The sequence below is a fragment of the Kribbella sp. NPDC056951 genome, from assembly GCF_042674205.1.
In the GTDB taxonomy this organism is placed as follows: domain Bacteria; phylum Actinomycetota; class Actinomycetes; order Propionibacteriales; family Kribbellaceae; genus Kribbella; species Kribbella yunnanensis.
This window is the reverse complement of sequence record NZ_JBHUQZ010000010.1, coordinates 17,247-40,870: the sequence shown is the minus strand read 5'-3', so window position 1 is coordinate 40,870 and position 23,624 is coordinate 17,247. Positions and strand designations below refer to the sequence as shown.

General features: G+C 67.6%; 24 protein-coding genes. 9 read left to right on the top strand and 15 right to left on the bottom strand.

Annotated elements, in window-relative coordinates:
* Nucleotides 1-401: 401 nt before the first annotated feature.
* The 7 genes from ACFTSF_RS31175 to ACFTSF_RS31145 form a co-directional block, all read right to left on the bottom strand.
* Entirely contained in the window at nucleotides 402-1,073 is a 672-nt protein-coding gene (locus ACFTSF_RS31175; RefSeq protein WP_380157908.1) for a GNAT family N-acetyltransferase, read from the bottom strand.
* Nucleotides 1,073-2,005 carry a GTPase Era gene (era, locus tag ACFTSF_RS31170; protein ID WP_380157906.1) on the bottom strand — a complete coding sequence of 311 codons (933 nt, stop codon included), beginning with the start codon at nucleotides 2,003-2,005 and terminating at the stop codon, nucleotides 1,073-1,075. The genes ACFTSF_RS31175 and era overlap by 1 nt, the downstream gene beginning before the upstream one ends.
* On the bottom strand, nucleotides 1,989-2,321 hold the full coding sequence (locus tag ACFTSF_RS31165; protein ID WP_132169738.1) for a cytidine deaminase: 333 nt from the start codon (nucleotides 2,319-2,321) through the stop codon (nucleotides 1,989-1,991). Before ACFTSF_RS31165 ends, era begins: the two co-directional genes overlap by 17 nt.
* Nucleotides 2,322-2,331: 10 nt before the next feature.
* Complete coding sequence (locus ACFTSF_RS31160) at nucleotides 2,332-3,636, bottom strand: hemolysin family protein (protein ID WP_380157905.1); 1,305 nt, start codon at nucleotides 3,634-3,636, stop codon at nucleotides 2,332-2,334.
* 7 nt (nucleotides 3,637-3,643) lie between these two features.
* Nucleotides 3,644-4,123: an rRNA maturation RNase YbeY gene (ybeY, locus tag ACFTSF_RS31155; RefSeq protein WP_132406537.1), complete on the bottom strand. Its 480-nt coding sequence runs from the start codon at nucleotides 4,121-4,123 to the stop codon at nucleotides 3,644-3,646.
* Nucleotides 4,120-5,052 carry a PhoH family protein gene (locus tag ACFTSF_RS31150; RefSeq protein WP_344154379.1) on the bottom strand — a complete coding sequence of 311 codons (933 nt, stop codon included), beginning with the start codon at nucleotides 5,050-5,052 and terminating at the stop codon, nucleotides 4,120-4,122. Before ACFTSF_RS31150 ends, ybeY begins: the two co-directional genes overlap by 4 nt.
* A 152-nt stretch (nucleotides 5,053-5,204) precedes the next feature.
* Nucleotides 5,205-6,197, bottom strand: coding sequence for a hypothetical protein (locus tag ACFTSF_RS31145; RefSeq protein ID WP_380157903.1), 993 nt, complete (start codon nucleotides 6,195-6,197; stop codon nucleotides 5,205-5,207).
* Between the two features lie 108 nt (nucleotides 6,198-6,305).
* On the opposite strand from ACFTSF_RS31145, the gene ACFTSF_RS31140 reads away from it, so the two are divergent.
* Nucleotides 6,306-6,815 carry a SigE family RNA polymerase sigma factor gene (locus tag ACFTSF_RS31140; RefSeq protein ID WP_344154229.1) on the top strand — a complete coding sequence of 170 codons (510 nt, stop codon included), beginning with the start codon at nucleotides 6,306-6,308 and terminating at the stop codon, nucleotides 6,813-6,815.
* Nucleotides 6,812-7,954, top strand: a complete 1,143-nt coding sequence (locus ACFTSF_RS31135; RefSeq protein WP_380157901.1) for a Gmad2 immunoglobulin-like domain-containing protein — start codon at nucleotides 6,812-6,814, stop codon at nucleotides 7,952-7,954. The genes ACFTSF_RS31140 and ACFTSF_RS31135 overlap by 4 nt, the downstream gene beginning before the upstream one ends.
* Nucleotides 7,955-8,001: 47 nt before the next feature.
* On the opposite strand, the gene ACFTSF_RS31130 is transcribed toward ACFTSF_RS31135, so the two are convergent.
* The 6 genes from ACFTSF_RS31130 to ACFTSF_RS31105 all read right to left on the bottom strand — a co-directional run bounded on the left by ACFTSF_RS31130 (nucleotide 8,002) and on the right by ACFTSF_RS31105 (nucleotide 14,288).
* On the bottom strand, nucleotides 8,002-9,288 hold the full coding sequence (locus tag ACFTSF_RS31130) for an ATP-binding protein (RefSeq protein WP_380157899.1): 1,287 nt from the start codon (nucleotides 9,286-9,288) through the stop codon (nucleotides 8,002-8,004).
* A gap of 313 nt (nucleotides 9,289-9,601) precedes the next feature.
* Nucleotides 9,602-10,318: a 16S rRNA (uracil(1498)-N(3))-methyltransferase gene (locus ACFTSF_RS31125; RefSeq protein WP_380157898.1), complete on the bottom strand. Its 717-nt coding sequence runs from the start codon at nucleotides 10,316-10,318 to the stop codon at nucleotides 9,602-9,604.
* A gap of 3 nt (nucleotides 10,319-10,321) precedes the next feature.
* A complete protein-coding gene (gene dnaJ / locus ACFTSF_RS31120; protein WP_380157897.1) occupies nucleotides 10,322-11,464 on the bottom strand; it encodes a molecular chaperone DnaJ in 1,143 nt (380 codons plus the stop codon).
* A 28-nt stretch (nucleotides 11,465-11,492) separates the two neighbouring features.
* Nucleotides 11,493-12,515 carry a heat-inducible transcriptional repressor HrcA gene (gene hrcA / locus ACFTSF_RS31115; RefSeq protein WP_344154241.1) on the bottom strand — a complete coding sequence of 341 codons (1,023 nt, stop codon included), beginning with the start codon at nucleotides 12,513-12,515 and terminating at the stop codon, nucleotides 11,493-11,495.
* A gap of 49 nt (nucleotides 12,516-12,564) precedes the next feature.
* Complete coding sequence (locus ACFTSF_RS31110; protein WP_380157895.1) at nucleotides 12,565-13,650, bottom strand: Gfo/Idh/MocA family protein; 1,086 nt, start codon at nucleotides 13,648-13,650, stop codon at nucleotides 12,565-12,567.
* Nucleotides 13,647-14,288 carry a ThuA domain-containing protein gene (locus tag ACFTSF_RS31105; RefSeq protein WP_380157893.1) on the bottom strand — a complete coding sequence of 214 codons (642 nt, stop codon included), beginning with the start codon at nucleotides 14,286-14,288 and terminating at the stop codon, nucleotides 13,647-13,649. Before ACFTSF_RS31105 ends, ACFTSF_RS31110 begins: the two co-directional genes overlap by 4 nt.
* 90 nt (nucleotides 14,289-14,378) lie before the next feature.
* Between ACFTSF_RS31105 and ACFTSF_RS31100 the strand changes: the two genes are divergently transcribed.
* The 5 genes from ACFTSF_RS31100 (at nucleotide 14,379) to ACFTSF_RS31080 (ending at nucleotide 18,430) form a co-directional block, all read left to right on the top strand.
* On the top strand, nucleotides 14,379-14,723 hold the full coding sequence (locus ACFTSF_RS31100; protein ID WP_380157891.1) for an EF-Tu/IF-2/RF-3 family GTPase: 345 nt from the start codon (nucleotides 14,379-14,381) through the stop codon (nucleotides 14,721-14,723).
* A gap of 10 nt (nucleotides 14,724-14,733) precedes the next feature.
* On the top strand, nucleotides 14,734-15,504 hold the full coding sequence (locus ACFTSF_RS31095; protein ID WP_380157889.1) for an MBL fold metallo-hydrolase: 771 nt from the start codon (nucleotides 14,734-14,736) through the stop codon (nucleotides 15,502-15,504).
* Between the two features lie 90 nt (nucleotides 15,505-15,594).
* On the top strand, nucleotides 15,595-16,059 hold the full coding sequence (locus tag ACFTSF_RS31090; RefSeq protein ID WP_380157887.1) for a DUF4870 domain-containing protein: 465 nt from the start codon (nucleotides 15,595-15,597) through the stop codon (nucleotides 16,057-16,059).
* Between the two features lie 45 nt (nucleotides 16,060-16,104).
* Entirely contained in the window at nucleotides 16,105-17,613 is a 1,509-nt protein-coding gene (locus ACFTSF_RS31085; protein WP_380157885.1) for an NCS1 family nucleobase:cation symporter-1, read from the top strand.
* Complete coding sequence (locus tag ACFTSF_RS31080; protein ID WP_344154262.1) at nucleotides 17,606-18,430, top strand: DUF3097 domain-containing protein; 825 nt, start codon at nucleotides 17,606-17,608, stop codon at nucleotides 18,428-18,430. The genes ACFTSF_RS31085 and ACFTSF_RS31080 overlap by 8 nt, the downstream gene beginning before the upstream one ends.
* Here the strand turns inward: ACFTSF_RS31080 and ACFTSF_RS31075 are convergent.
* Complete coding sequence (locus ACFTSF_RS31075; protein ID WP_380157883.1) at nucleotides 18,405-20,981, bottom strand: DUF3376 domain-containing protein; 2,577 nt, start codon at nucleotides 20,979-20,981, stop codon at nucleotides 18,405-18,407. The two genes, ACFTSF_RS31080 and ACFTSF_RS31075, sit on opposite strands and share 26 nt — an antisense overlap.
* Nucleotides 20,982-21,137: 156 nt before the next feature.
* On the opposite strand from ACFTSF_RS31075, the gene ACFTSF_RS31070 reads away from it, so the two are divergent.
* Nucleotides 21,138-21,770: a hypothetical protein gene (locus ACFTSF_RS31070; protein ID WP_380157881.1), complete on the top strand. Its 633-nt coding sequence runs from the start codon at nucleotides 21,138-21,140 to the stop codon at nucleotides 21,768-21,770.
* A gap of 3 nt (nucleotides 21,771-21,773) precedes the next feature.
* Nucleotides 21,774-22,610, top strand: a complete 837-nt coding sequence (locus ACFTSF_RS31065) for a hypothetical protein (RefSeq protein WP_344154268.1) — start codon at nucleotides 21,774-21,776, stop codon at nucleotides 22,608-22,610.
* A gap of 3 nt (nucleotides 22,611-22,613) precedes the next feature.
* Here ACFTSF_RS31065 and ACFTSF_RS31060 read toward each other — a convergent pair whose 3' ends face one another.
* Nucleotides 22,614-23,621, bottom strand: coding sequence for a LacI family DNA-binding transcriptional regulator (locus ACFTSF_RS31060; RefSeq protein ID WP_344154271.1), 1,008 nt, complete (start codon nucleotides 23,619-23,621; stop codon nucleotides 22,614-22,616).
* Nucleotides 23,622-23,624: the final 3 nt, after the last annotated feature.

Here is a 23,624-nt window from a genome sequence, read left to right as displayed (position 1 = left end):
ATCCGGTTCTCCTGTCCGCTATGTGGGCGAGACGCCGTCATGCTCGTCACAACGTCCGATGATCCGGAGAGCGGGTGTGCGGATCCTTCGGACGTTGTGGGTACGGCGGTCTGTTGGCCGGCGCGCGGGTGGGTGGGGTGTGCCGCGGGCAGTTGGTGGGGGGTGTGGACACTGCAGGGTGGGTTTGGACAGGTAATGCCCTGTTCGAGCCCACTGTTTCTTGTTCAAGCCCCCGGTTGCCTGCTCGGCCGGGGGTGGATGAGGCAGTGTTGACGGTCGTTTCGGGTGGTAGGAGTCCCCAGGCCTCACCAGACAGCCAGGTACAGCACCCCAGCAGCCCCGAACCACCGTGACGGCCGCTCTTGTTGTTGGGGGTGGGAGGCGAAGGTCGGCGCCGGGGGCTACGCGACTTCGACGATGGTGACGTGCATGCGGTTGCTGATCGTGAAGCCCATCGCGGTGTAGAGCCGCTGGGCGGTGACATTCGTCCCGCCCGTGTGCAGGAACGGAGTCCGGCCGGTTGCGGTGATCTCTGCCGCGACCGCCCGGATCAGCCGGCGCGCGAGACCCTGACCACGATGGTCGGGGTGCGTGCAGACGGCACTGATCTCGCCGTACGACGGCAGTGTCTGCCGTACGCCGGCCATCGCGATCAGCTCGCCGTCGCGGCGGATGCCGAGGTACGGGCCGAGCTCGATCGTGCGGGTGCGGAACGGGCCCGGGTCGGTGAGCGCAACCAGGGCGATCATCTCCGGTACGTCGTCCGCTGTCAGCACGACCGCCTCGTCGTCGACCGCCCCGAGCCCGTCCGGTGCGACGAACTGGACGAGCTCGAACTGCTGATCCAGCTTGAACGGCTCCGGTACGACGAAGTTCGGGCGCATCAGGGCGACCGTCGTACCGGGGCCGATCAGGGCGGCCGCGTCGGCCCAGTCCTGCTCGGTCGGATCGACGGGCAGGCCGACGAAGGGCGCGACCTCGGGCAGGTAGCGATGGGCGTTACCGCGGGACTCGGCGAACTGTGCGTGCGGGCCGGTGAGGGCGTCGTACGTCGGATTCTGGAGCTCGCGCATCAGAAGCCCAGTTTGCGCAGGTGCTTGGCGTCGGTCTGCCAGTTCTTGGCGATCTTGACGTGCAGGTCGAGGTAGACGGGCGTGCCGAGCAGAGCCTCGATCTGGCGACGGGCCTCGGCGCCGACCTCGCGCAGGCGGGCGCCCTTGTGACCGATCACGATGCCCTTTTGGCTGTCGCGCTCGAGGAAGATGTTCGCGTAGATGTCGAGCAGCGGCTTGTCCTCGGGACGGTCCTCGCGCAGGCCCATCTCGTCGATCGTGACAGCGATCGAGTGCGGCAACTCGTCGCGGACACCCTCCAGCGCGGCCTCGCGGATCAGCTCCGCGACCAGGGTCTCCTCGGGCTCATCGGTGATGTCGCCGTCGGGGTAGAGCGGGAAGCCGTCGGGCAGGAGCTGCACGAGCTCGTCGGCGACCAGGTCGACCTGGAAGCCGGACGTCGCGGACACCGGGATGATCGCGGCCCACTCAATGCCGGCCGACTCCCCCAGCGCCTGGATCTCGCTCAGGTGCTCGAGCATCCGGTCCGGTTCGACCAGGTCCGCCTTGGTGGCGAGCGCGACCTTCGGCGTCTTGGCGACCTTCGCGGCCTCGGCAACCAGGAAGCGGTCACCCGGACCGATCTTGTCGCTGGCCGGCAAGCAGATCCCGATCACGTCGACCTCGGCCCAGGTGCTCTTCACCAGATCGTTCAACCGCTGCCCGAGCAGCGTGCGCGGCTTATGCAGACCGGGGGTGTCGACCAGGATCAGCTGCGCGTCGGCCCGGTGCACGATCCCGCGCACCGCATGCCGAGTCGTCTGCGGCTTCGACGAGGTGATCACGATCTTCTGACCCACAAGCGCGTTGGTCAGAGTGGACTTGCCCGCGTTGGGACGCCCCACGAAACACGCAAACCCTGATTTGAAGGGCTTCTCAGGTGTTGATGACATTGCGGACCTCTCCGGTCGGATCGGCCACTACGACCGGGATTGCCGCGCCGGCGAAGTGGCGGACGACGTTGATGTCAGCAGTATCCGCCTCGGTGACGACGGCGGCGGCTTCGAGGCCTTTGACGCCGGAGGCGAGGGCCATGGCTACGGCCAGCTGCAGCGCCGTCAGGTCTACGGTGTCGAGGGCGACCGTGCACGCCGAGTAGGTGCGGCCGTCGGAGTCGCGGACCGCGGCTCCCTCGGCGGCACGGGTGCGCGCGCGGGCGGCGCGGGCGAGCGTGACGAGTTTGGCGTCCTCCGCCGAAAGGTCTGACAACTGGATGCTCCTAGGCGTGCTGGTGGTTCTGGTCCGGGCGGCCGGCGACGGGTTCCTCGCGGCGCACGAGCACAGTACCGACCTGGTTGCGGCGGCCGGACGGCCGCTCCGCGGTGAGAGACAGGCCGGCGATCTCGACCTGGGCCCCGGGGATCGGCACCTTGCCGAGCAGCTTGGCCATCAGGCCGCCGACGGTGTCGACGTCGTCGTCGTCCAGCGGTACGCCGAACAGTTCGCCGAGCTCGTCGATCGGGTACCGGCTGGAGACCCGGAAGGCCCCGTCCGACAACTGCTGCACCGAGTCGGGATCCTCGTCGTACTCGTCGGTGATCTCGCCGACGATCTCCTCGAGGATGTCCTCGATCGCGACCAGGCCCGCGGTACCGCCGTACTCGTCGACGACGATCGCCAGGTGCATCCGGGCGGCCTGCATCTCGCGCAGCAGCTCGTCGACCGGCTTGGAGTCCGGCACGTACATGCACGGACGCATCACCGACTCGACCCGCTCGGTCGACTCGGCCGAGGCGTTGTCGTAGACGCGGCGCATCACGTCCTTGAGGTAGACGACGCCGACGATGTCGTCCAGGGACTCACCGATCACCGGGATCCGCGAGTAGCCCGAGCGCAGTGCCAGCGAGGTGAGCTGGCGCAGTTTCTTGTGCTTCTCGATGTAGACCATGTCGGTCCGCGGCACCATCACCTCGCGGGAGATGGTGTCACCGAGCTCGAACACCGAGTGGATCATCTGCCGCTCGCCGGACTCGATCACCGCGGACTTCTCCGCATAGTCGACCAGCGCCCGCAGCTCGGCCTCGGTCGCGAACGGGCCCTCGGCGAATCCCTTGCCGGGGGTGAGCGCGTTGCCGATCATGATCAGTACCTTCGGCAGCGGCCCGAGGATCCGGGTCACCGCCATCACCGGCCCGGCCGAGATGATCGCGAACCGGTCCGAGTGCTGCCGGCCGAGTGTCCGCGGCGCGACCCCGATGATCACGTACGAGATCAGCACCATCACCACGGCGGTGATCAGGATGTGCTCCCAGGTGACCTCCAAGACCTCCGAGAGCGCCTGGGTGACGAGCACGATCGCGGTGATCTCGCAGCTCAGCCGGAGCAGCAGCAGCGAATTCAGGTAGCGCGGCGCGTCGGACAGCAACGCGCTCAATCGAACAGCCCGCAGGTTGCCCTGCTCAACCTGCTCGTTGGCCCGCACCTTCGAGTACGACGACAGTGCCGCCTCCGCGCCGGCGAACAAACCGGCGAGCAGCACGAGCACCGCAGCAACGACCAGGAGTACTAGGTCGTGAGAGCTCACGGCAACGTCACTGTCCTTCGAGTCGATTCCCGGGGGCGCGCCAGGCTTCGAGCAGCCGGCCTTGGATGTCCCACATCTCCGCCTTCTCGGCCGGTTCGGCGTGGTCGTACCCGAGCAGGTGCAGGATGCCGTGGACGGTCAGCAGCTCCAGCTCGGCCCACGTGCCGTGGCCGGCCTTGGCGCCCTGAGCGGCCGCGACGGTCGGGCACAGCGCGATGTCGCCGAGATGCCCGAGGGGCAGCTCGGCGTCGTCACCGCCGTCCGAACCCGGTCGCAGCTCGTCCATCGGCCAGGACATCACGTCGGTCGGTCCCGGCAGGTCCAGGAACTCGACGTGGTACCTGGCCATGGTGTCTTCGTCGACCAGCTTGATCGACAGCTCGCACTCCGGGTGCAGCCGCAGCGACGACATCACGAACCGGCTCAGCCGCATCAGTCCGCCACCGTCGATCTCGACGCCGGACTCGTTGTTCACTTCAACGTTCATCTTTGGTGCTCAGCGCCCCGTTGTCCTTCGTAGTTCTCGTACGCCGACACGATCCGGCCGACCAGCTTGTGCCGGACCACGTCGTGCGAGGTGAGCCGGCAGAACTCCAGGTCCTGGACACCCTCGAGGATGCCCTGGACGACCCGCAGTCCCGAGTTCGTCCCGGTCGGCAGGTCGACCTGGGTGACGTCACCGGTGACGACCATCTTGGAGCCGAAGCCGAGCCGGGTGAGGAACATCTTCATCTGCTCCGGCGAGGTGTTCTGCGCCTCGTCCAGGATGATGTAGGCGTCGTTCAGGGTCCGGCCGCGCATGTAGGCCAGTGGCGCGATCTCGATCGTGCCGGCGGTCAGCAGCCGCGGGATCGACTCCGGGTCGAGCATGTCGTGCAGGGCGTCGTACAGCGGGCGCAGGTACGGGTCGATCTTCTCCGACAGCGTGCCGGGCAGGAAGCCGAGCCGCTCACCGGCCTCGACGGCCGGCCGGGTCAGGATGATCCGGGAGACCTCCTTGGCCTGCAGCGCCTGGACCGCCTTGGCCACCGCCAGGTAGGTCTTGCCGGTACCGGCCGGGCCGATCCCGAACACGATCGTGTTCTTGTCGATGGCGTCGACGTAGCGCTTCTGGTTCAGCGTCTTCGGCCGGATGGTGCGGCCGCGGCTGGACAGGATGTTCTGGGTGAGCACGTCGGCCGGGCTCTCGCCGGTGGCCTGCTTGACCATCGCGATACTCCGCTCGACCGAGTCGGCGGTCAGGCCGTGCCCGGTCCGGATCACCACGACCAGCTCGTCCAGCAGCCGCTCGGCCAGCGCCAGTTCGGCGGGTTCGCCCTTCAGCGTGATCTCGTTGCCGCGGACCAGGATGTCGGCGGCGAACTCCTTCTCGATGATGCGGAGGAACTCGTCCCGGGCTCCGAGCAGGGCCACCATGTCGATGCTGTTCGGCACGACGATCTTGTGCGCCGCCTGCGGGGTCGCGGTGGCGCCGTCTGCACGCGCCTCCGGTTCGATACTGCGTGGCCTGGACAGGCTCTTCCTCCTGAAACTGTATCTGTTGAAAACTGGGTGGTGATCCGTCCATGCTAGCCGCCCCGGTGGACACCCCCACTGTCTTTTTCCTGGGACACGCCTCGGGAGGGTCGTTCGGCGGGCGCCTGGACCCCGCCCGGGGAGACCCGGCCCGGTGCGGCGACCCCGGCCTGCAGCCTGTGCAACTCGGCCACTTCCGGTGAAACCACGGCCACTTCTTCGGCAACCTCCGCTTGTTCTTCGGCGGGTTGCACCTTCGGCCCGGCCTGCTCCAGTTGCAGCCGGGTGTCCCGCTCGGCGGTCCACTCCGGAGTGGGGTGCAGGTTCACCACCACGTTGTCGGCCGGCCGGACCAGCTCGTCGAGCGCGGCCCGGCGGGCCAGCTCGGCCTCCTGCGGCGGCAGCTCCCGGGTCTGCTCGTAGGCACGCACCATCCGGTACGTCGCCTCAACCGCGGCCAGCGTGGACCCGGACGATTCCGGCGGTGAGTCGAACTCGTCGGCATGCGTGTTGCGGTGCTCGTCCAGCCCAATCACATGGCCCGGCGTGAACACGTGCAACGACTGGACCCGCGCTGTCGGATCGCCGTCGTACACCGAGAGTTCTCGCCAGGCGTGCGCACCGGAGTAGCTGTCCTGCAAGGCGTGCACGGCCGCACCGAGGTGCATCATCTCGTCGCGCGGTGACTCGGCCGCGTGCGCCGCGGCCAGTTCCTCGAAGAGGTACTCGGTGTTCGACCGCAGGTTGTCGGCACCGCGCCGGTACGGGTCGGCCATGAAGTGTTCTCGCTGAGCGTCAGGGTTCGCATACGCGGAGTGCGCGGTCTTCCCAGGGCCGACGTACACGAAGGGCAGGCCGGTGCCGTTGAAGTTCTTGATCACGCCCGCACCCAGCGGGCGGTCCTGGTAAGCCTGGGCCTCGTCGAGCTGCTTGGAGTAGTCCGCCTGGCTCAAACCATCACGGGGCTGGGCCTGGTACAGCTTCTCGACAGCCTTGTAGGTGATCTCCCGATGGCCGCACCAATGGCCGTCTCCGTGCTGCTTCATGTACAGAGCGTGCCATCGAGTTGGTTCACCAGATCCTGTTGTCAACCTGGGACGAGGCCTTCGCGTCTCTGTTGTGTGGCACAACCTGCGGTGGTGTACGAAGAGTGCGTGACACATGAGTCCTCGTGGAATGCCGACGAGGCGCTGACGGCTGTCTACACGGCGCACTACACGTCGTTGGTCCGCCTCGCCGCCTTGCTGCTGCGTGACACCGGAACGGCGGAGGAGATCGTGCAGGACGCGTTCGTCGCGATGCACGGCCGCTGGAACCGGCTGCGCGACCCCCACAAGGCACTCGCCTACCTGCGCACCGCCGTGGTCAACCGCACCCGCTCCCGCCAGCGCCACCTGGTGGTGGTCGACAAGCACATGCCGCGCAGCCTGCCGGACGAACCGAGCGCCGAGCAGGCCGCGCTCCGGACCGCCGAGACCGACCGCGTGATCGAGGCGATGCGCAACCTGCCGGAGAAACAGCGCACCGTGATGGTGCTGCGGTACTACGGTGACCTGTCGGAGGCGGAGATCGCCGACACGATGGGCATCAGCCGGGGATCGGTGAAGAGCCACGCCGCGCGAGCGACCAAGTCGCTGCGCCAGCTCCTGGAGCGGACCGCATGAACGACCAGCCGAATGACCCGTTCGACGAGATGATGCGGCGATCCCTGGCCGAGGAGGCCGACCGGATCGAGCCGACCGACGCCCTGCCCGAGATCCTGACCCGTGCCCACACCGTACGGCGCCCGGTCGCGCGCCGACCGTGGGTCCTGACGGCTGGCCTCGCCGCGGTCGGGACCGCCGCAGCCGTCGGTGCGTTCACCGTCTTCAACGGCAACCTGAACACCGCGAACGAAGGTGACGCGGTCGCCGGCCAGGGCAATGTCACGTCGGCCAGCGGCGCACCGAGCACCCCGCCGGACACCCCGCGAAGCGAACCGACCAAGGCGCCAACCGTGCCACCGACCGAGGACAAGTCGGTCTCTACTCAGCCCCGACGCGGAGTACCCGAGCAGCCCGTGACCGGCAAGCCCGTCCCGGTCTACTGGCTGGGCAACGCGATGGCCGGCAAGTCTGTCAAGAAGCCCGCTGCGCAGGCGAGATCGTCGGCCCGGCTCTACCGAACCTGGTCCAAGGTGAGCGGGCGGCCGGCGTACCAGGCAGTCAAGATCATGACGACGAGGCAGCCCGAAGATGCCGACTACTACTCGGTCTGGAAGGGCGCCGAACTGAACTCGGTGACCCTGGACAGCGACGTGGTCACCGTCGACTTCAAGCAACTCCCGCAAGGCCGGATGGACGCGGAACTCGCCGAAATGGCCGCCCAGCAACTCGTCTACACCGTGCAGGGTGCCCTCAACGACAGCAGCCGCCCGATCCAGATCACCCAGAGCGGCCGGACCGGCATCCGCCTGTTCGGCCAGGTCGACACCAGCCAGCCGCTGGGCCGCGCGCAGGCGCTCGACGTACAGGCGCTCGTCTCGATCGAGTCACCGACCGAAGGGGCCCTGGTGAGCGGCAGCCTCGTCACCGTCCAAGGCACAGCCGCCGCCTACGAGGCAACGGTCAACTACCTCGCCACGAACCTGAAAACCGGCCAGCAGTACGGCAGCGTCGTCAACGCCAAGGAAGGCCAGAAGTTCTCGCCCTTCACCATCGAACTCAAACTCGAGCCAGGCCCCTGGCAACTCGAGGCCTACCTGCTCTCCCCCGGCGACGACTCAATCAGCGACATGGACACCAAAACCATCGAGGTCCGCTAGCAGCCACCGGGAGCGCGACGTCGAACTCGATCGTTCTCAGGCTTGGTTCATGGCTCGAGCTCCCACAGAGCGCTGATCGGCATCGCGCGCAGCTTCGGGCCGAAGGGGAGGGTCTGCTGCCCCGTGTGCAGGACCACGCCTGCGATGAAGTCGTCGCCGAGTCGGTCCTGGAGATGCCGAAGGCCGCGGAAGTCGTCGGATCGTGGCGTCGATGATGCTTTGACTTCGATGCCCACCACCTGGCCGCGGCGGTTCTCCAGCACGGCATCGACCTCAACCTGGTCACGGGTGCGGTAGTGATACAGATCGACACGGGTGTCGTTCCAGCTCTGCTGCCTGGCGAGTTCCATCAGCACGAAGCCTTCGAGCAGCGGGCCGAACGGGCTCCCCGGTCGCTTGAACTGTGCGGCATCGGCTCCCACCAGGTTCACCGCGATCCCCGAGTCGGTCACGGCGACCTTCGGGGTGCCGGTGACTCTGGTGCTGAGGTTGCGCGACCAGGCCGGGATCAGCTTGATCAAGAAGATCTCCTGCAACAGGCTCACGTACCGCGCGACCGTGTGATTCGCCAGCCCTGCTTTGCCGGCCAGCTCATTGATCACCAACTGCCCACCCGAACGAGCGGCGATCAACCGGACCAGCTTCTCCATCTCACCGACCTTCTCGATCTCGCCGACCTGGCTGACGTCACGGGTGATGAGATTGCTGACGTACGAATCGAAGAACCGCTGCCGCCGGCGTGGCTGATCACGAGCGACCGCCTCCGGGAAACCACCCCGCACGACCCGATCGGCATATTCCGTACGCTCGAGGCTCGACACGTGCCGCAGATCAGGGCCATGAGTGAAGATCGCGTCGATGAATCGATCAGGTCTTCCGTCGATCTCACCTTGCGCGAACGGCCACAACTCGATCGTCTCCATCCGCCCCGGAAGCGCATCCGGCAACGTCCGCAGACCCAAGACCCGCGCCGACCCGGTCAGCAGGAACTGCCCCGGAACCGATCGCGCGTCGACCCGGGACTTGATCGAGAGAAGGAGCTCCGGGAGTCGCTGGATCTCGTCGATGATCATCGGCTTCGGCCCGGCCACGAACCCTCTGGGGTCCTCTTCAGCCGCCCCGCGGATGTCGGCGTCGTCAAGGGTGTACCACTCCGCGTCCGCGGCGGCCCCGACAAGCCGGACCAGCGTGCTCTTACCGCTCTGCCGCGCACCGTTCACCAGAACAACCCGGGTATCGGCCATCGCCTCCTCTATCAGCGCACGCGCATGGCGTGGCAGGACCCGCCCCAACGGCGACGCAGGCTCGGCGCGGGGCTCCAGATTGTCGTTCACCCCTCGAGTATGGCACCCGACTGCAAATTTGCCGTGCCTCTGCCTGCAAATCTGCCGCTTCTTAAGTGCAAATCTGCCGCCGAGGTGACTGCAGATCTGCCATCCCTCACTCCTGCTGGCCGGCGCACGCCTGGCATGGCTGTCTGCACCACTTCCAGAGAGGCTCGTCCCAGGCCCCACAGGGACGAGTACGCCGCCGCCATCCATTGCCGACCTCAGCAGGCCGCACACGCCTGAACCACCGTCGGCCCGGGCGGGTAAGACCGCAGATCCACGCGCGACGCGCACGGGTGGGTGAGCTACCCCAGCCCTGTTAGGTCCAGCGGGAGTGGGCGAGTAGGGCGGAGGCGGCGGCTACGCCGGCGGTTGAGGTGCGGAGGACTGTGGCGCCTAGGCGGACTGGGGTGACGGCGAAGGTGGTTAGTTCGGAGGGGGTTATGCCGCCTTCGGGGCCGATGACGATGACGATGTCGCCGGTGGGGGGTACGGCGAGGCCGGCGAGGGGCGTGGTTGCTTCCTCGTGCAGGATGACGGGGAGCGCCGCGTCTTGGAGGAGTTTGGCGATTTCGGCGGTGGTGGCGATCGGGGCTACCTCGGCGAACCAGGTGCGGCGGGACTGCTTGCTGGCCTCGAAGGCCCAGGCTTGCCACTTGGCGAACGTCTTGGCGGATCGCTCCGGGTTGCTGCGGAATTGGCTGCGTTCCGCGTTCCACGGCACGATCACGTCGGCGCCGACCTCGGTCAGCATCTCGACGGCCAGTTCGGCCCGCTCGCCCTTCGGCAAGGCCTGTACGACGACCAGTCGCGGCGTACTGGCTGGGTCGGTCCCGCGCTGGTCGACGGTGATGGTCAACCCGGTCTTCGAGGCGGTCGCCACCGGACCCTCGGCCCACGAACCGCGCCCGTCGGTCAGGCGGATTCGCTCGCCGGGGCCGATCCGCCGTACGACGGCGGCGTGCCGGCCTTCGGCGCCGTCCAGTGTCAGCTCCTCGCCGTCCAGCTCGGCGGCGAAGAAGACCGCGACACCCATCGCTTAGTGCTGGCCGAAGGCGTCGCGGAGGCGGCCGAAGACACCCTTGTGGGTGGCCTGGATCTGACCCTGCGGCCGCTCCTCGTCGCGCGCCACGGCGAGTTGCCGGAGCAGCTCCGCCTGGCTGTCGTCGAGTTTGGTCGGGGTCTCGACGATGATCTGCACGATCAGGTCGCCGCGACCCGCGTGCCGCAGCCGCGGCACACCGCGTGCGGTCAGTGTCATCGCCGTACCGGACTGCGTGCCCGGGCGGACCTCCAACGGAGTGGTCTCGCCCTCCAGTGTCGGCAGGTCGATCGTCGTACCGAGTGCGGCCGCCGTCATCGGGAGCGTGACCGTGCAGTGCAGGTCGTCGCCGTTGCGGGTGAAGACCTCGTGCTGCTCGACCTCGATCTCGACGTACAGGTCGCCGGCCGGGCCGCCGCCGGGGCCGACCTCGCCCTGACCGGACAGCTGCACGCGGGTGCCGGTGTCGACGCCGCCGGGGATCTTCACGGTGACAGTACGGCGGGAGCGGACCCGGCCGTCGCCCGCACACTCGACGCACGGGTTGGGGATGGTGGTCCCGAAGCCGCGGCAGTTCGGGCAGGGGCGCATCGTGCGCACCTCACCGAGGAACGAGCGCTGAGTGTGGGTCACCTCGCCACGGCCGTGGCAGATCTCGCAGGTGACCGGCTCGGAGCCGGCCGCCGCACCCGAACCCGAACAGGTCGGACACAGTACGGCGGTGTCGACCTTCAGCTCGCGGGTCGTCCCGAAGGCCGCCTCGGCGAGGTCGATCCGCAGCGGGATCAGCGCGTCCTGGCCGCGCCGCGTCCGCGGCCGCGGACCACGAGTCGCGCCACCGGTCTGGCCGAAGAACGCATCCATGATGTCGGTGAACGTGAACGCCTGGCCGCCGCCGAACCCACCGGGACCGCCACCGGCGGACGCGAACGGGTCGCCGCCGAGATCGTGCATCTGCCGCTTCTGCGGGTCGCTCAGCACCTGGAACGCGCGGCCGATCTCCTGGAACTTGTGGTGCGCGTCCTCGGAGTCGTTGACGTCGGGATGGTACTGGCGTGCCAGCTTGCGGTACGCCTTCTTGATCTCGTCCGCTGAAGCGTCACGGCTGACGCCCAGGACGGCGTAGTAATCGGTGCTCATACTCCAGACCAGGGGTTAAGTGAGTGCATCAGGATTCAGCCAAAATCTGGCTGACATAGCGCGCGACAGCCCGTACGGCGCCCATCGTGCTCGGATAGTCCATGTGGGTCGGGCCGACGATGCCCAGCGTGGCCAGCGCCTCCGACTTGGACCCGTAGCCGGTCGCGACCACCGAGGTGGTGGCCAGTTCCTCGTACGGGTTCTCGTGACCGATGCGGACCGTCAGGGTCTGCGGGTGAGTCGCCTCACCGAGCAGCTTGAGCAGGATGACGTGCTCCTCCAGCGCCTCCAGCACCGGCTTCACGTTCCGCTCGAAGTCGTCGCCGTACCGGGTCAGGTTGGCCGCGCCGCCGACTGCGATCCGCTGCTCACCCATCTCGTCGGTGAACGCCTCGAGCAGGGTGGTGACGATCGCGGCCACCAGCGGCCGGTCGTCCGGAGCGAAGTTGTCGGCGACCAGGCCCAGCGAGGTGGTGGCCTCGGTCAGTCGCTGACCGGCCATCGCCGTGTTCAGCCGCGACCGGAGGTCGGCGACCAGCTGCTCGTCGACGTCCTTCGGCAGCTCGACGATCCGCTGCTCGACGCGACCGTTGCTGGTGATCAGAACCAGGAGCAACCGGCGCGGTGTCATCGTGACCACCTCGATGTGCCGGACGCTCGACCGGTTCAGCGACGGGTACTGCACGATCGCGACCTGGCGGGTGATCTGGGCAAGCAGCCGGACGGTGCGCCGTACGACGTCGTCCAGGTCGACCGCGCCGCCGAGGAAGGACGTGATGGCCTTCTTCTCGGCCGCGGACAGCGTCTTGACCGTGCTCAGCTTGTCGACGAACAGCCGGTAGCCCGCATCGGTCGGGATCCGGCCGGCGCTGGTGTGCGGCTGGGTGATGTACCCCTCCTCCTCCAGCGCGGCCATGTCGTTGCGCACCGTGGCCGGGGAGACACCGAGGTTGTGCCGGTCGACGAGTGTCTTCGAGCCGACCGGCTCGTGGGTCGCCACGTAGTCCTCGACGATGGCGCGGAGTACATCCAGCTTGCGCTCGTCCAGCACGCGCACCACCCTCTCCCACGCTTGGCACTCACAAAGTCAGAGTGCCAGTCTAGGCGGTGTCGGGCGTCGCTCCCAACGGAACGGCTGCGGGGCGCGTCACTGTACTGGCCACATCCAAGGGCTGGTCCTGGACGGCAGAGTCGATAAAAGACTCCAGTACGTCGAGCACGTGGTACGCCAGCTCGCCGTTCGCCCGGTGCGGCTCGCCGTTGCGCAAAGCCCGGGCCATGTCCGCCACGCCGACGCCCCGACCCGCTCCGGCGTACCCACCGGCGACCGGTGCCTCGGTCCACTCGCGCTGCTCCGGCGTGACGAGCTCAACCGTCCCGTCGAAGCCATTGGGGTCCGGAACCGACAGACTGCCGTCAGTACCGTGCACCTCGATCCGTGGCAGCCGTCCAGCCCACACGTCGAACGACATCAGCACCGTTGTCAGCGCACCGGACTCGTGCTCCAGTACGCCGGTCACATGCGTCGGGACCTCCACCGGGAACACAGCCCCGGCCCGGGGACCGGTGTGGATCATCCGCTCCTGCTTCGACTGCCCGGCTCGCGCAGTGACCCGCCGTACCGGTCCGAGGAGCGTGACCAGGCTGGTCACGTAGTAGGGACCCATGTCGAGAACCGGGCCGCCGCCGGGCTGGTAGTAGAACTCGGGCGCCGGGTGCCACAGCTCGTGGCCGGGCGTCACCATGAAAGCGGTCGCAGCATGCGGTACGCCGATGTCCCCGCGATCGATCACCGCGCGCGCAGTCTGCGTGCCGGTGCCGAGGACGGTGTCGGGGGCACAGCCGATCCGCAGGTCGTTCGCAGCGGCGTACTTGAGCAGCGGCTCGGCCTCGATGCGATCCATGGCCAGCGGCTTCTCGCCGTACACGTGCTTGCCAGCACTCAGAGCAGCCTGATGTACGGCGGCATGCGCGGCCGGGATCGTCAGGTTGACCACGATGTCGACGTCGTCGGCGGCGTACAGCTCATCCGGAGTGAGCGCGCGGACGCTGTCCGTGGCGACCGCCTGGGCGCGCGCGAGGTCCAGGTCGGCGACTGCGACCACCTCGACCCCCGGGAGCTTGGCCAGGTGATCTAGGTAGGTGCCAGAGATGACTCCGGTGCCGACAATGCCAACGCGGGTCACTTGCTCGCCCACAGCAGCCCCCGCTCGATGATCGTGCGCACCTCGGGGACGTCGAAGTCGTCGAGCTTGTGGCCGACCGTGCAGACGAACACGCGACCCTCACCCCACGTGCGTGTCCAAACCGCCGGCATCACCGCACCCTCGATCCACGGGAAGTCCGGGTGCGAGGCGAGCGTGGTGGTGGCCAGTACGTCGTTGGTCGGGTCCACGTGCAGGTAGTACTGCTCGGTGTGGACGTCGAAGTGCGTGATGCCCTCGACGATCGGGTGCTCCGCGATCACCTCGACGCGGTAGTCGGTGAAGTTGTGCGGGTGCGAGATGAACTGGCCGCCGGTGACGAAGTGGTAGTCGGGGTTGTCCCGGAACGAGTCCACGATCCCGCCGTGCCAGCCGGCGAACCCGGTCCCGCCGCGGATCGCGTCGGCCAGGCTCCTGATGTGCTCCGGCTTGGTCTCCCCCATCGAGACGCACTGCAGCACCAGGTCGACACCGTCGAGGTCCAGGTAGCTCTCGGTGCTGTCCGACGTGGTGACGTCGTACCCGTTCTCCTTCAGGTAGGGGATGAACAGCTCGGTCGCCTCGACCGGCACATGCCCGTCCCAGCCACCCCGCACCACCAGCGCACGCTTTGTCGTCACATCGACCACCCTCGAAAGTTTCGCGGAGACCATCGGAAGATTCGCTCACGACCTTAAGCGCCCGGCCCCGGCGGGGTCTAGGGTCGGCTCATGGGCTGGAAGTTCTGGAAGCAATCGCAGGCGAACACCTTCCCGGGCACACGCCCGCAGGACGTCGTACCGCCGGGCGCGTTCGCGCTGACCATCGAGGACGTCTTCTCGATCACCGGCCGCGGCACGGTGGTGACCGGCCGGGTGCAGGCCGGTAGTGCGGCCGTCGGCGACCAGGTGGTGATCAGCCGGGCCCGGCAGGTGCTGGTCCAGAGCCAGATCGACGGGATCGAGATGTTCAAGAAGTCCGGCCTCACCGTCGCGAACGCCGGGGACAACGTCGGGCTGCTGCTGCGTGGGGTTTCCAAGGACCAGGTGACCAGGGGCGATGTGATCGGCAAGTAGTGTCGTTGCCATGAGCAGTTGGACTGAGCTGGGCGACAGGTGCTGGGTACGTCGGTACGACGAGTTGGACCTGAACGTCGGGCTGGTCGTCGGATCCGGCGGCGCGTTGGTGATCGACACCCGCGCCACAACCGAAGAGGCCGAGGAACTGCTCGGGCACATTCGTGAGCTGACCGACCTGCCGGTGCGGTGGGTGGTCAACACGCACTCGCACTTCGACCACGTGAACGGGAACGGCGTGTTCACGGAAGCGACGGTCTACGCACACGAGAACACGGCGGCCGCGGCGGAGTTGACGGCCGAGACGTTCTCGGTGGCGAAGGTCATCGACATGGGTGATCGCCGGGTCGAACTGCTGTACCTGGGCAACGCCCACACCGCCGGCGACGCGGTGGTCGTCGTACCGGATGTGAACGTGTTCTTCCTGGGCGATCTCGTCGAGGAGTCACAGCCCCCGCAGTACGGCGACGACTCCTTCCCGCTCGAATGGTCGGACACCCTGGAGCGGGTGATCGGGACGATGCCGGCGGGCGCGGTCGTCGTACCGGGTCATGGTGCAGTGGTCGACGCGGCGTTCGCGACCGAGCAGTCCGCGGAGCTCGGTCAGGTCGCGAACACGATCTCCGACCTGCACCACGGCGGGAAGTCCCTCGAGGACGCGCTGAAGCACACCGAGGGCTGGCCGTGGGACGGCGCCGACCTGCAGCACGCGATCAAACGCGCGTACGGCGTGCTCGGGCCGCCGCGGCGGCCGACGATCCCGCTGCTCGGCCCCAGCTGACAGACACCGTCAGTTGCCCCAACGTGCACAAGTGCACGATCGATGCGACAACTTGATCATCGGTACACCTAACTCCCCTACCGTTCTGCCATGACCGAACCGCAGAACAGCAACAACTTCCAGCCGCCGCAGGACAACGTCCCGCCGCCGCCTCCGGGACCGCAGTTCCAGCAGCAGCCGGGCTTCCAGCAGCAGCCTGGGTTCCAGCCGCCGCCGTACCAGCAGCAGCCGCTGAGCCCGCAGGACGAGCGCACGTGGTCACTGCTCGCCCACATCGGCACCATCGTGCTGGGCTTCATCGCCCCGCTGGTCGTGCTACTAGTCCAGGGCGAGAAGTCGCCGATGGTGCGCGCGCACTCGGTGGAGTCGCTGAACTTCCAGATCACCGTCACGATCGGGTACGTCATCTCCTCGATCCTGATGTTCGTGATCATCGGCATCTTCACGTTCTTCGCGCTCTGGATCGCCGCGCTGGTCTTCGCGATCCTGGCCACCATTGCCGCCAGCAAGGGCCTGCCCTACAAGTACCCGTTTGCTTTGCGCCTCGTGAAGTAGCAGTTACTCGTTGACACAGGTTCGGTGAAAGGCGCAACTTGATCCATGGCCACGACTGAGCAGACCACGCACCCCGACGGCCGGGTCGAACTGACCGATCCGGACGCGATCGCGACCAGCCGGTACGGGAACGCGGAGCTCGCTCCGACCCGGCTCCGCGACCGGAACTGGACGACGTACAACTACGCCGCCCTGTGGATGGGGATGGCGCACAACATCCCCAGCTACCTGCTGGCCGCGGGGCTGGTCGCGCTCGGGATGAACTGGCTGCAGGCGTTCGTCACGATCACCCTGGGGAACCTGATCGTGCTCGTCCCGCTGTTGCTGAACAGCCACGCCGGGACGAAGTACGGCATCCCGTTCCCGGTCTTCGCGCGCGCCTTCTACGGCGTCCGCGGGGCGAACTTCCCGGCCCTGCTGCGGGCGTTCATCGCCTGCGGCTGGTTCGGGATCCAGACCTGGATCGGCGGGCAGGCGATCTACGTGATCGTCGGCGAGCTGTTCGGCAAGGGCTGGACCGACGCGTCCGCGGTCGGTGGTCACCCGTGGACGCTGTGGCTCAGCTTCGGCTTCTTCTGGCTGCTGCAGATGGTGCTGATCTGGCGCGGGATCGAAGGCCTGCGCCGGTTCGAGAACTGGGCGGCGCCGCTGGTCACGGTGGCCTTCCTGGCGCTGATGATCGCGATCCTGGTCAAGGCCGGCGGCTTCGGCCCGATCCTGTCGCAGCCGTCGAAACTCGGCTGGGACGCCGACTTCTGGAAGATCTTCGCGCCGTCGCTGATGGGCATGATCGCGTTCTGGGCGACGCTCAGCCTGAACATGCCGGACTTCACCCGGTTCGGCAAAGGCCAGCGCCAGCAGGTGATCGGGCAGATCATCGGCCTGCCGACGACGATGTCGTTCATCGCGCTGGTCTCGATCATCACCACCTCGGGCACGGTCCTGGTCTACGGTTCGGCGATCTGGGACCCGGTCGAGCTCACCCGCCGCTTCGAGAACCCGGTCGTGGTCACGATCGGTCTGATCATGGCGATCCTCGCGACCATGTCGTGCAATGTCGCGGCCAACGTCGTCAGCCCGTCGTACGACTTCGCGAACGCACTGCCGCGCTGGCTGAACTTCCGCACCGCCGGTCTGCTCACCGGCGTGATCGGCATCGTGATCCAGCCCTGGCGGCTGATCTCGGACCCGTCGATCTACATCTTCGTCTGGCTGTCGTTCTACGGCGGCCTGCTCGCCTCGGTCGCCGGTGTGCTGATCGCCGGCTACTGGTTCATCGACCGTACGGCGCTCGCGCTGCCCGACCTCTACAAGTCGTCCGGCCGCTACTGGTACTCGTCCGGCTGGAACTGGCGCGCAGTCGTCGCCACCCTCTTCGGTTCCCTCCTCGCTGTCGGCGGCGCCCACTCCGAACCAGGCAAAGGCCCCTTCCCCGTCGACGGCCTGATCCCCTTCCTCAAGCCCTTGTACGACTACTCGTGGGTCGTCGGCCTAGTCGCCGGTTTCGCTGTCTATTTCCTGCTCAGCAAACCGGTACGGTTGGCGCGTGGCTGATCGGTATGGGAACGACGTACTGAGTGGGGACTGGCGCAAACCCAAGAACGGGCGGACCGTCGAGGTCGAGATCGAGAAGGGCATGGTCGTCGAGGAACCCACGTCCGGGTTCGTCGGGGCGATCGTGCGCTGGGAGCACGGTGTCGTCGACCTCGAGGACCGGCACGGCAAGATCCGTTCGTACCCGATGGGTCCGGGGTTCTGGCTGGACGGCAAACCGGTCAGCCTGACCGCGCCGAAGAAGGCCGGTCCGGCCAAGAAGACCCGTACGGCGTCCGGTTCGGTCGCTGTCGACAATGTCCGGGCGAAGGTGGCGCGGGCGAGCCGGATCTACGTCGAGGGCCGGCACGACGCCGAACTGGTCGAGAAGGTCTGGGGCGACGACCTGCGGATCGAGGGCGTCGTCGTCGAGTACCTCGAAGGGATCGACGACCTGCTCGGGATCGTGAACCGGTTCCAGCCCGGCCCCGGCCGCCGGCTCGGCGTCCTGGTCGACCACCTGGTCGAGGGCTCCAAGGAGTCCAAGATCGCCGCGCAGATCGACAACCGGTACGTGCGGATCGTCGGGCACCCGTTCATCGACGTCTGGGAGGCGGTCAAGCCGTCCTCGGTCGGTATCAAGGCCTGGCCGCGGATCCCGCACGGCCAGGACTGGAAGAAGGGCGTGCTGCAGTCGTTCGGCTGGCCGGCCACCGACCAGGCCGACGTCGCCGCGGCCTGGAAACACATCCTGTCCAAGGTGAACAGCTTCGCCGACCTCGACCCGAGCCTGCTCGGCCGGGTCGAGGAGCTCATCGATTTCGTGACGCTGGACTGATCTCCGGCAACCGCTTCTCGATCCAGGCCTTGATCAGCCGGCGCGCCCGCCGTACATACCAGGTCAGGGCACCGAGCAGCGCACCCGCGGCCAGCACCATCCCGGCCAGTACGGCGGCGATGATCCGCACCCCGGCGGTGTCGACCACGCCGGCGACGATCAGCAGCACGATGCCGAGACCGAGCGCGGCCAATGGCATCCACGGCTCGAAGAGCAGTGGGCGCTTGGCCTCTGTCAGTTTGGCTCCACGCACGACTCGGCCCCACACGGTCTCCCGCGCCGGTTTGGTGAACCAGCGCGCGGTGCGCAGCAGCCACGTCTCCGGCTGGTGCTTGCGACCAGCCATCGCCTTGACCATGTTGCCCACCTGCGGACCGAGACCGCCCGAGACGTCAACCATTCGATCTGCAAGGCCTTTGGTCGTCGCACGTCCCTCGGCTGACTGGTTCAGCTCGTCGCGCATCGTCGTCAGCGCACTGAGCCCTGCCTCGGCCGGGAAGTCCTCGGCCAGCCGCTGGATCCGGTCCGCGACCGCTTGCGGCTTCCAGTCCTCGGCCTCCAGCACTTGACGCTGCGTCTCCCGGATCCAGTCCTTGTCGGCGCCGAGCATCGCGCCGAGATGCGCCACACAGTGCAGGCGGCCCATCAGCCAGTCCCAGCGCCGCCAGTCCGCGGCGCCGAACGCACCGAAGTGCCCGACCTGACTGCCGTACAGAATGCGGTCCTTCAGATCGTCGGCGATCGATCCAGCCGGCAGATCATCCAGCAGGGTCAAGGGAATGTCCGGTCCGAGCCGGAGGAACTGGAACGGCGCACTGCGCTGCTGCGGCGTCCGCGCCGACGTACAGCGCGAAACGATCTCCACTTCGAGCGCGGTCTCGACCAGGTTCCAGCCGATCACCGCGACCAGTTCCGCGAACGCCGTACCGAGTGCCTGCTGGATCTGCAGGTCCTCGAAGATGTCGGTCAGGCCGACCGCTACCGCCTCCGCGCCACCGGCCGGTCGCAGATCAAGGTCCGCCGTGGTGAGCTGCTCGGTCAACGCATCGCGGACGGCCTGCGCCTTGAGCAGACAGTCGCTGGTCGCCTGCAGCCGCCGCTCGAGCTCGGCGCGTTCGTCGGCGGGCGCGACACTGATCCGGTTCCGCAGTGAGCGCAGGATCAGCCGGATGACGCGCTCGGCCGCGCCGGTCCCCCACACCCAACGCGCCTCGCCGTTCTGTTGCAACGGCTGGATCCCGCCATCCGGATCCGGGACCCACGGGTGGTCGGTCGCGAGGATCTCGTCGATCTCCCGCTCGGACAAAGCGGTGGCCGCGTCGAGCACGGTGGACTGGTCGTGGCTCGCGATCGTGACGGCCTCCCAGATTCCCCCGGCAGCCCGGCCGCGCGAGTACGCCGGTTGCAGCGCGGCCGCGGCGGAATGCAGCCGCTCCCGTTCAGCTGATTGCTCCATGCAACGATCGAAGAGTCGCTGGGTGTCGGACCAGGACGCATCCGCCTCCAGCAGCAACCGCTCGAGCTGCTCGACATCGGAGCGGAAGTCCACCTCGCGCGGGAACTGCACGGCCGACAACGCCGCCACTCGCCAACTCGGTTCCTTGGCCTCGGGAAGCGCGGTCGACGCACTCCCGATCCCGGCCGACGGTACGACGTACAGGACGTATCTGCTCGCCCGTCCGGCGACCGGCCGGCGCGCGACCACGTCGAGCACCGGACCGAACGGCGCGTTGTCGAGCACGCCACCATCGACCAACCAGGCACCCGACTCGGCGGTCGTCGGCTGCATCCGTGGCGGCGACGAGGCCAGCTTCGGCGTCTCCAGCACCGGCCCGAACGCGGCCGGGAACGACGCACTCGCCCGCGCGGCCCGGGCGAGCAGCTTGGTGTCCTTCAACCCGTTCGTGTCCTTGACCGTGAACGTCCGGGTCGCCCCGTCGTACTTCGCCGTGTTCTCACTGGTGAACTGGAACAGATACCGATGATCCGGTACGACGAATCGCTGGCCGGCCGCGTCCCGCGCTTCGAACTGCTGAACACCAAGGCCGGACGCGGTCACGAACAACGTGACGGGCTCTTCGGCTGCGGTCTCGCCCGCATCGGCGACGCCCTTGATCAGACTGTCGAGCTCCTGCAAGAAGTAGTTGCCGTCCAACACCGAAGTCGACTTCTCGCCGGCCGACGGCACGAGCTTGCCGACCTCGAGCGATCCGAGCCCGACCCACTTCTGTCGCAACCACGGACCGTCCGAACCACCCGGGTCCAAGGTCGATCCGTTCGAGATCGCGGTTGCCAGCAACGATCCATTCAGCCCACCGGCGCTCGTACCGGCGATGACGTCCACGACGACCCGGCGCCGCTCGTCACCGCGCTGGCACAGTTCTCGCCAACGGTCGGCCAGCACCTCGTCGTACGGCTGCGGACCCGGCGCCGCCGACGAACCGGACGCACGCCGGATCAGATCCAGCTCGTGCGTCACACCGCCCATCCACACGGCCAGACTGACACCACCGTTGAGAACCAGCGCGATCCGGATCTCATGCTCACTCATACGTCTCGTCCCCCTAGCCTCACATGTACCACCTTGGTCACTAAGAGGGACGAAAGCAACAGCGGAGCGTGAACAATAGGTTGCCCGGACGAGCAATCACTGAGAGCTTGTCGACCCTCACCCACAGGCGCATCCTGGATTTGGGGGGTGATCGATATGCGCAGAGCGTTATCGGCGGCGGCAGCGATCCTGATGCTGGTCGCGGGGTGCGACGACACGTCGGCGGGCGATGGTCCGCCGGGAGGTACGTCTCCGCCGGAAACGACGGCGCCGACCGAGGAACCGAAGCCGGAACCGACCGATCCGGAGAGCACGCAGACCACGCAGAACAAGCCCGCCATCTCGTTGGCGACCGCGCCGGTCGGAGGCGCCCCCGACGAGGCCGGGATCAGCCAGTGCGCGTCGGTCGCCTGGCTGGCCGGCGAGGTCCCGGACGGCACGGTCGTCACCTTCGGCGAAGTCCACCTCGAGCCGAGCAACATCTTCAAACTCGACCAGGAGTCCTGTGCGGATGACCGTCGGCAATGTCCCGGCCTGGTCATCAGCTCGAACAGGCAGTTCGAGCCGTGCTACGTCGGCGCGAAGCAGGTAGCCAACGGCAACGAGGACCCGAACGTCGTCATCGAGGCCGAGGTCATCTGCAATACCGAGGAGGACTGCCGCAAAGTCCAGAAGGAGGCCAAGAAGCGGGGCACCCAGGTGGAGTTCATCACGGGCGAGCTGCCCACACTCGAGCCCACGGAGACTGTTGAGCCCACCGAGACACCCGAGACTCCGACCGGTGAGTGAGCGATGCCGGACGAGCGATCGCAGGCCGAGCGCTGGGTGAGCTTCGCCGCCGGCATCGTCACGCCGGTGACGCTGATCAGCACGTTGCTCTTCTACTTCGGGTACGTCTCCGCGCGCTCGCAGTACGAGTACTTCGGCATCGACGTCGACACGATCGGCCTGAGCACGCAGGACTACGTGATGCGCAGTCCACAACCGCTGCTCGTCCCACTCCTCGTGCTGACGCTCATCGCGGTGGCAGCGCTCCTTGTGCACAACGCGATCCACCCGACAGCAACCGCCGTACGGCGAGCCACCCGCGTCATCGTCGTCGTACTGCTGCTAGGGGTGGCGGGGCTGCTCGCGTTCCCGCTGATCGGGCAGTTGCCGTACTACGCGCTGATCGTGCCGATGGTGATCGGACTGGCCGCTGCCGCGCTCGCCTACGCCACCTTTCTACGCAGTCGCCTCGATCCGGCGACTCGTGCACCACGCGTATTGATCGGCCTGCTCGCGGTCGCCACGGTGACCTGCGCGTTCTGGGCGACTGCGACAACAGCGCAGTACTCCGGTCGTGGGCTGGCCAAGGGTGATGCGCGGAACCTCGATCGCTTCCCAGTGGTCATCCTGGACACCAAGGAGAAGCTCGCACTGCGGTCACCGGGTCTGGAGGAGACCGCCCTCCGGCCCGGTGCCGGGCAGACGTTCCACTACCGGTACCGCGGTTTGCGGCTGCTCGTGGTCGGCGAGAACCGCATGTTCCTCGTGCCGCAGAACTGGACGGCCTCGAACACGACTGTCGTCGTACCGCTGAACGACTCGGTCCGGGTGCAGTTCCTGTTCCAGAACGATCCGCCGTAGGACTCAGGCGGAGTCGCGGATGATCAGCTCGGTGCCGTAGACCTCGGGGCTGGTCAGGTCGGCGCCGCCGATCTTGGCCAGCAGGATCTCGGCCAACCGCGACCCGAGCTGCTGGATCGGCTGCCGAACCGTGGTGAGCTTCGGGGTCGTCGTGGTCGCCATCACCGAGTCGTCGAAACCGACCACCGCGACATCGGCCGGAACCCGGCGACCGCGCTCGGACAGCACCCGCAGTACGGCGGTCGCCATCAGGTCGTTGGCCACGAAGATCCCGTCGAGATCGGGGTACTTGTCGAGCAGCTCCTGCGCGGCCGCTTCGCCACCGTCGGCGGTGAAGTCGCCGAAGGCAACGGCCTCCGGCAAACCGGCCTCGGTCACCACGTTCTGGTAGCCGGTCAGCCGGTCCAGACCCGCCGTCATGTCGATCGGCCCGGCGACCGTGCCGAGCTTGCGGCGGCCGAGACCCAGCAGATGCTCGACCGCGGTCCGCGCACCAGCCACGTTGTCCACGTCCACACTCGCGACCGGGATGTCGACGCCCAGCGGACGAGCACTGAACACGATCGGCAGCGGCAGTTGCGCGAGCTCCTGCAGCACGTTGTCGCGGCCGTGGTGGCTGATGACGATCGCGCCGTCGACGTGACCGCCGCGCAGATAACGCAGCAACCGCTGGTCATCACCTTCGGCAGGCTCAAGCAGCAGCACCAGCTGGAAGGAGGTCGGGGCGAGCGTCCGGCTCACGCCGCGCAGCATCCCGGCGATGACCGGGTCGGAGAACACCCGGCTGTCCGGTTCCGGTACGACGATCGCGACCGAGTCGGTCCGTCGTGTCACCAGGGCGCGGGCGGCGCGGTTCGGCACGTAGCCCAGCTGACCGATCGCGCGCTCGACCAGCGCCACCGTCTCCGGCAACACCTTGGGCGATCCGTTCACCACCCGGGACACAGTCGCGCGCGAAACCCCGGCCAGTGCTGCGACCTGCTCGAGCGTGGGAGAACCCGTGTCGTCCATCGG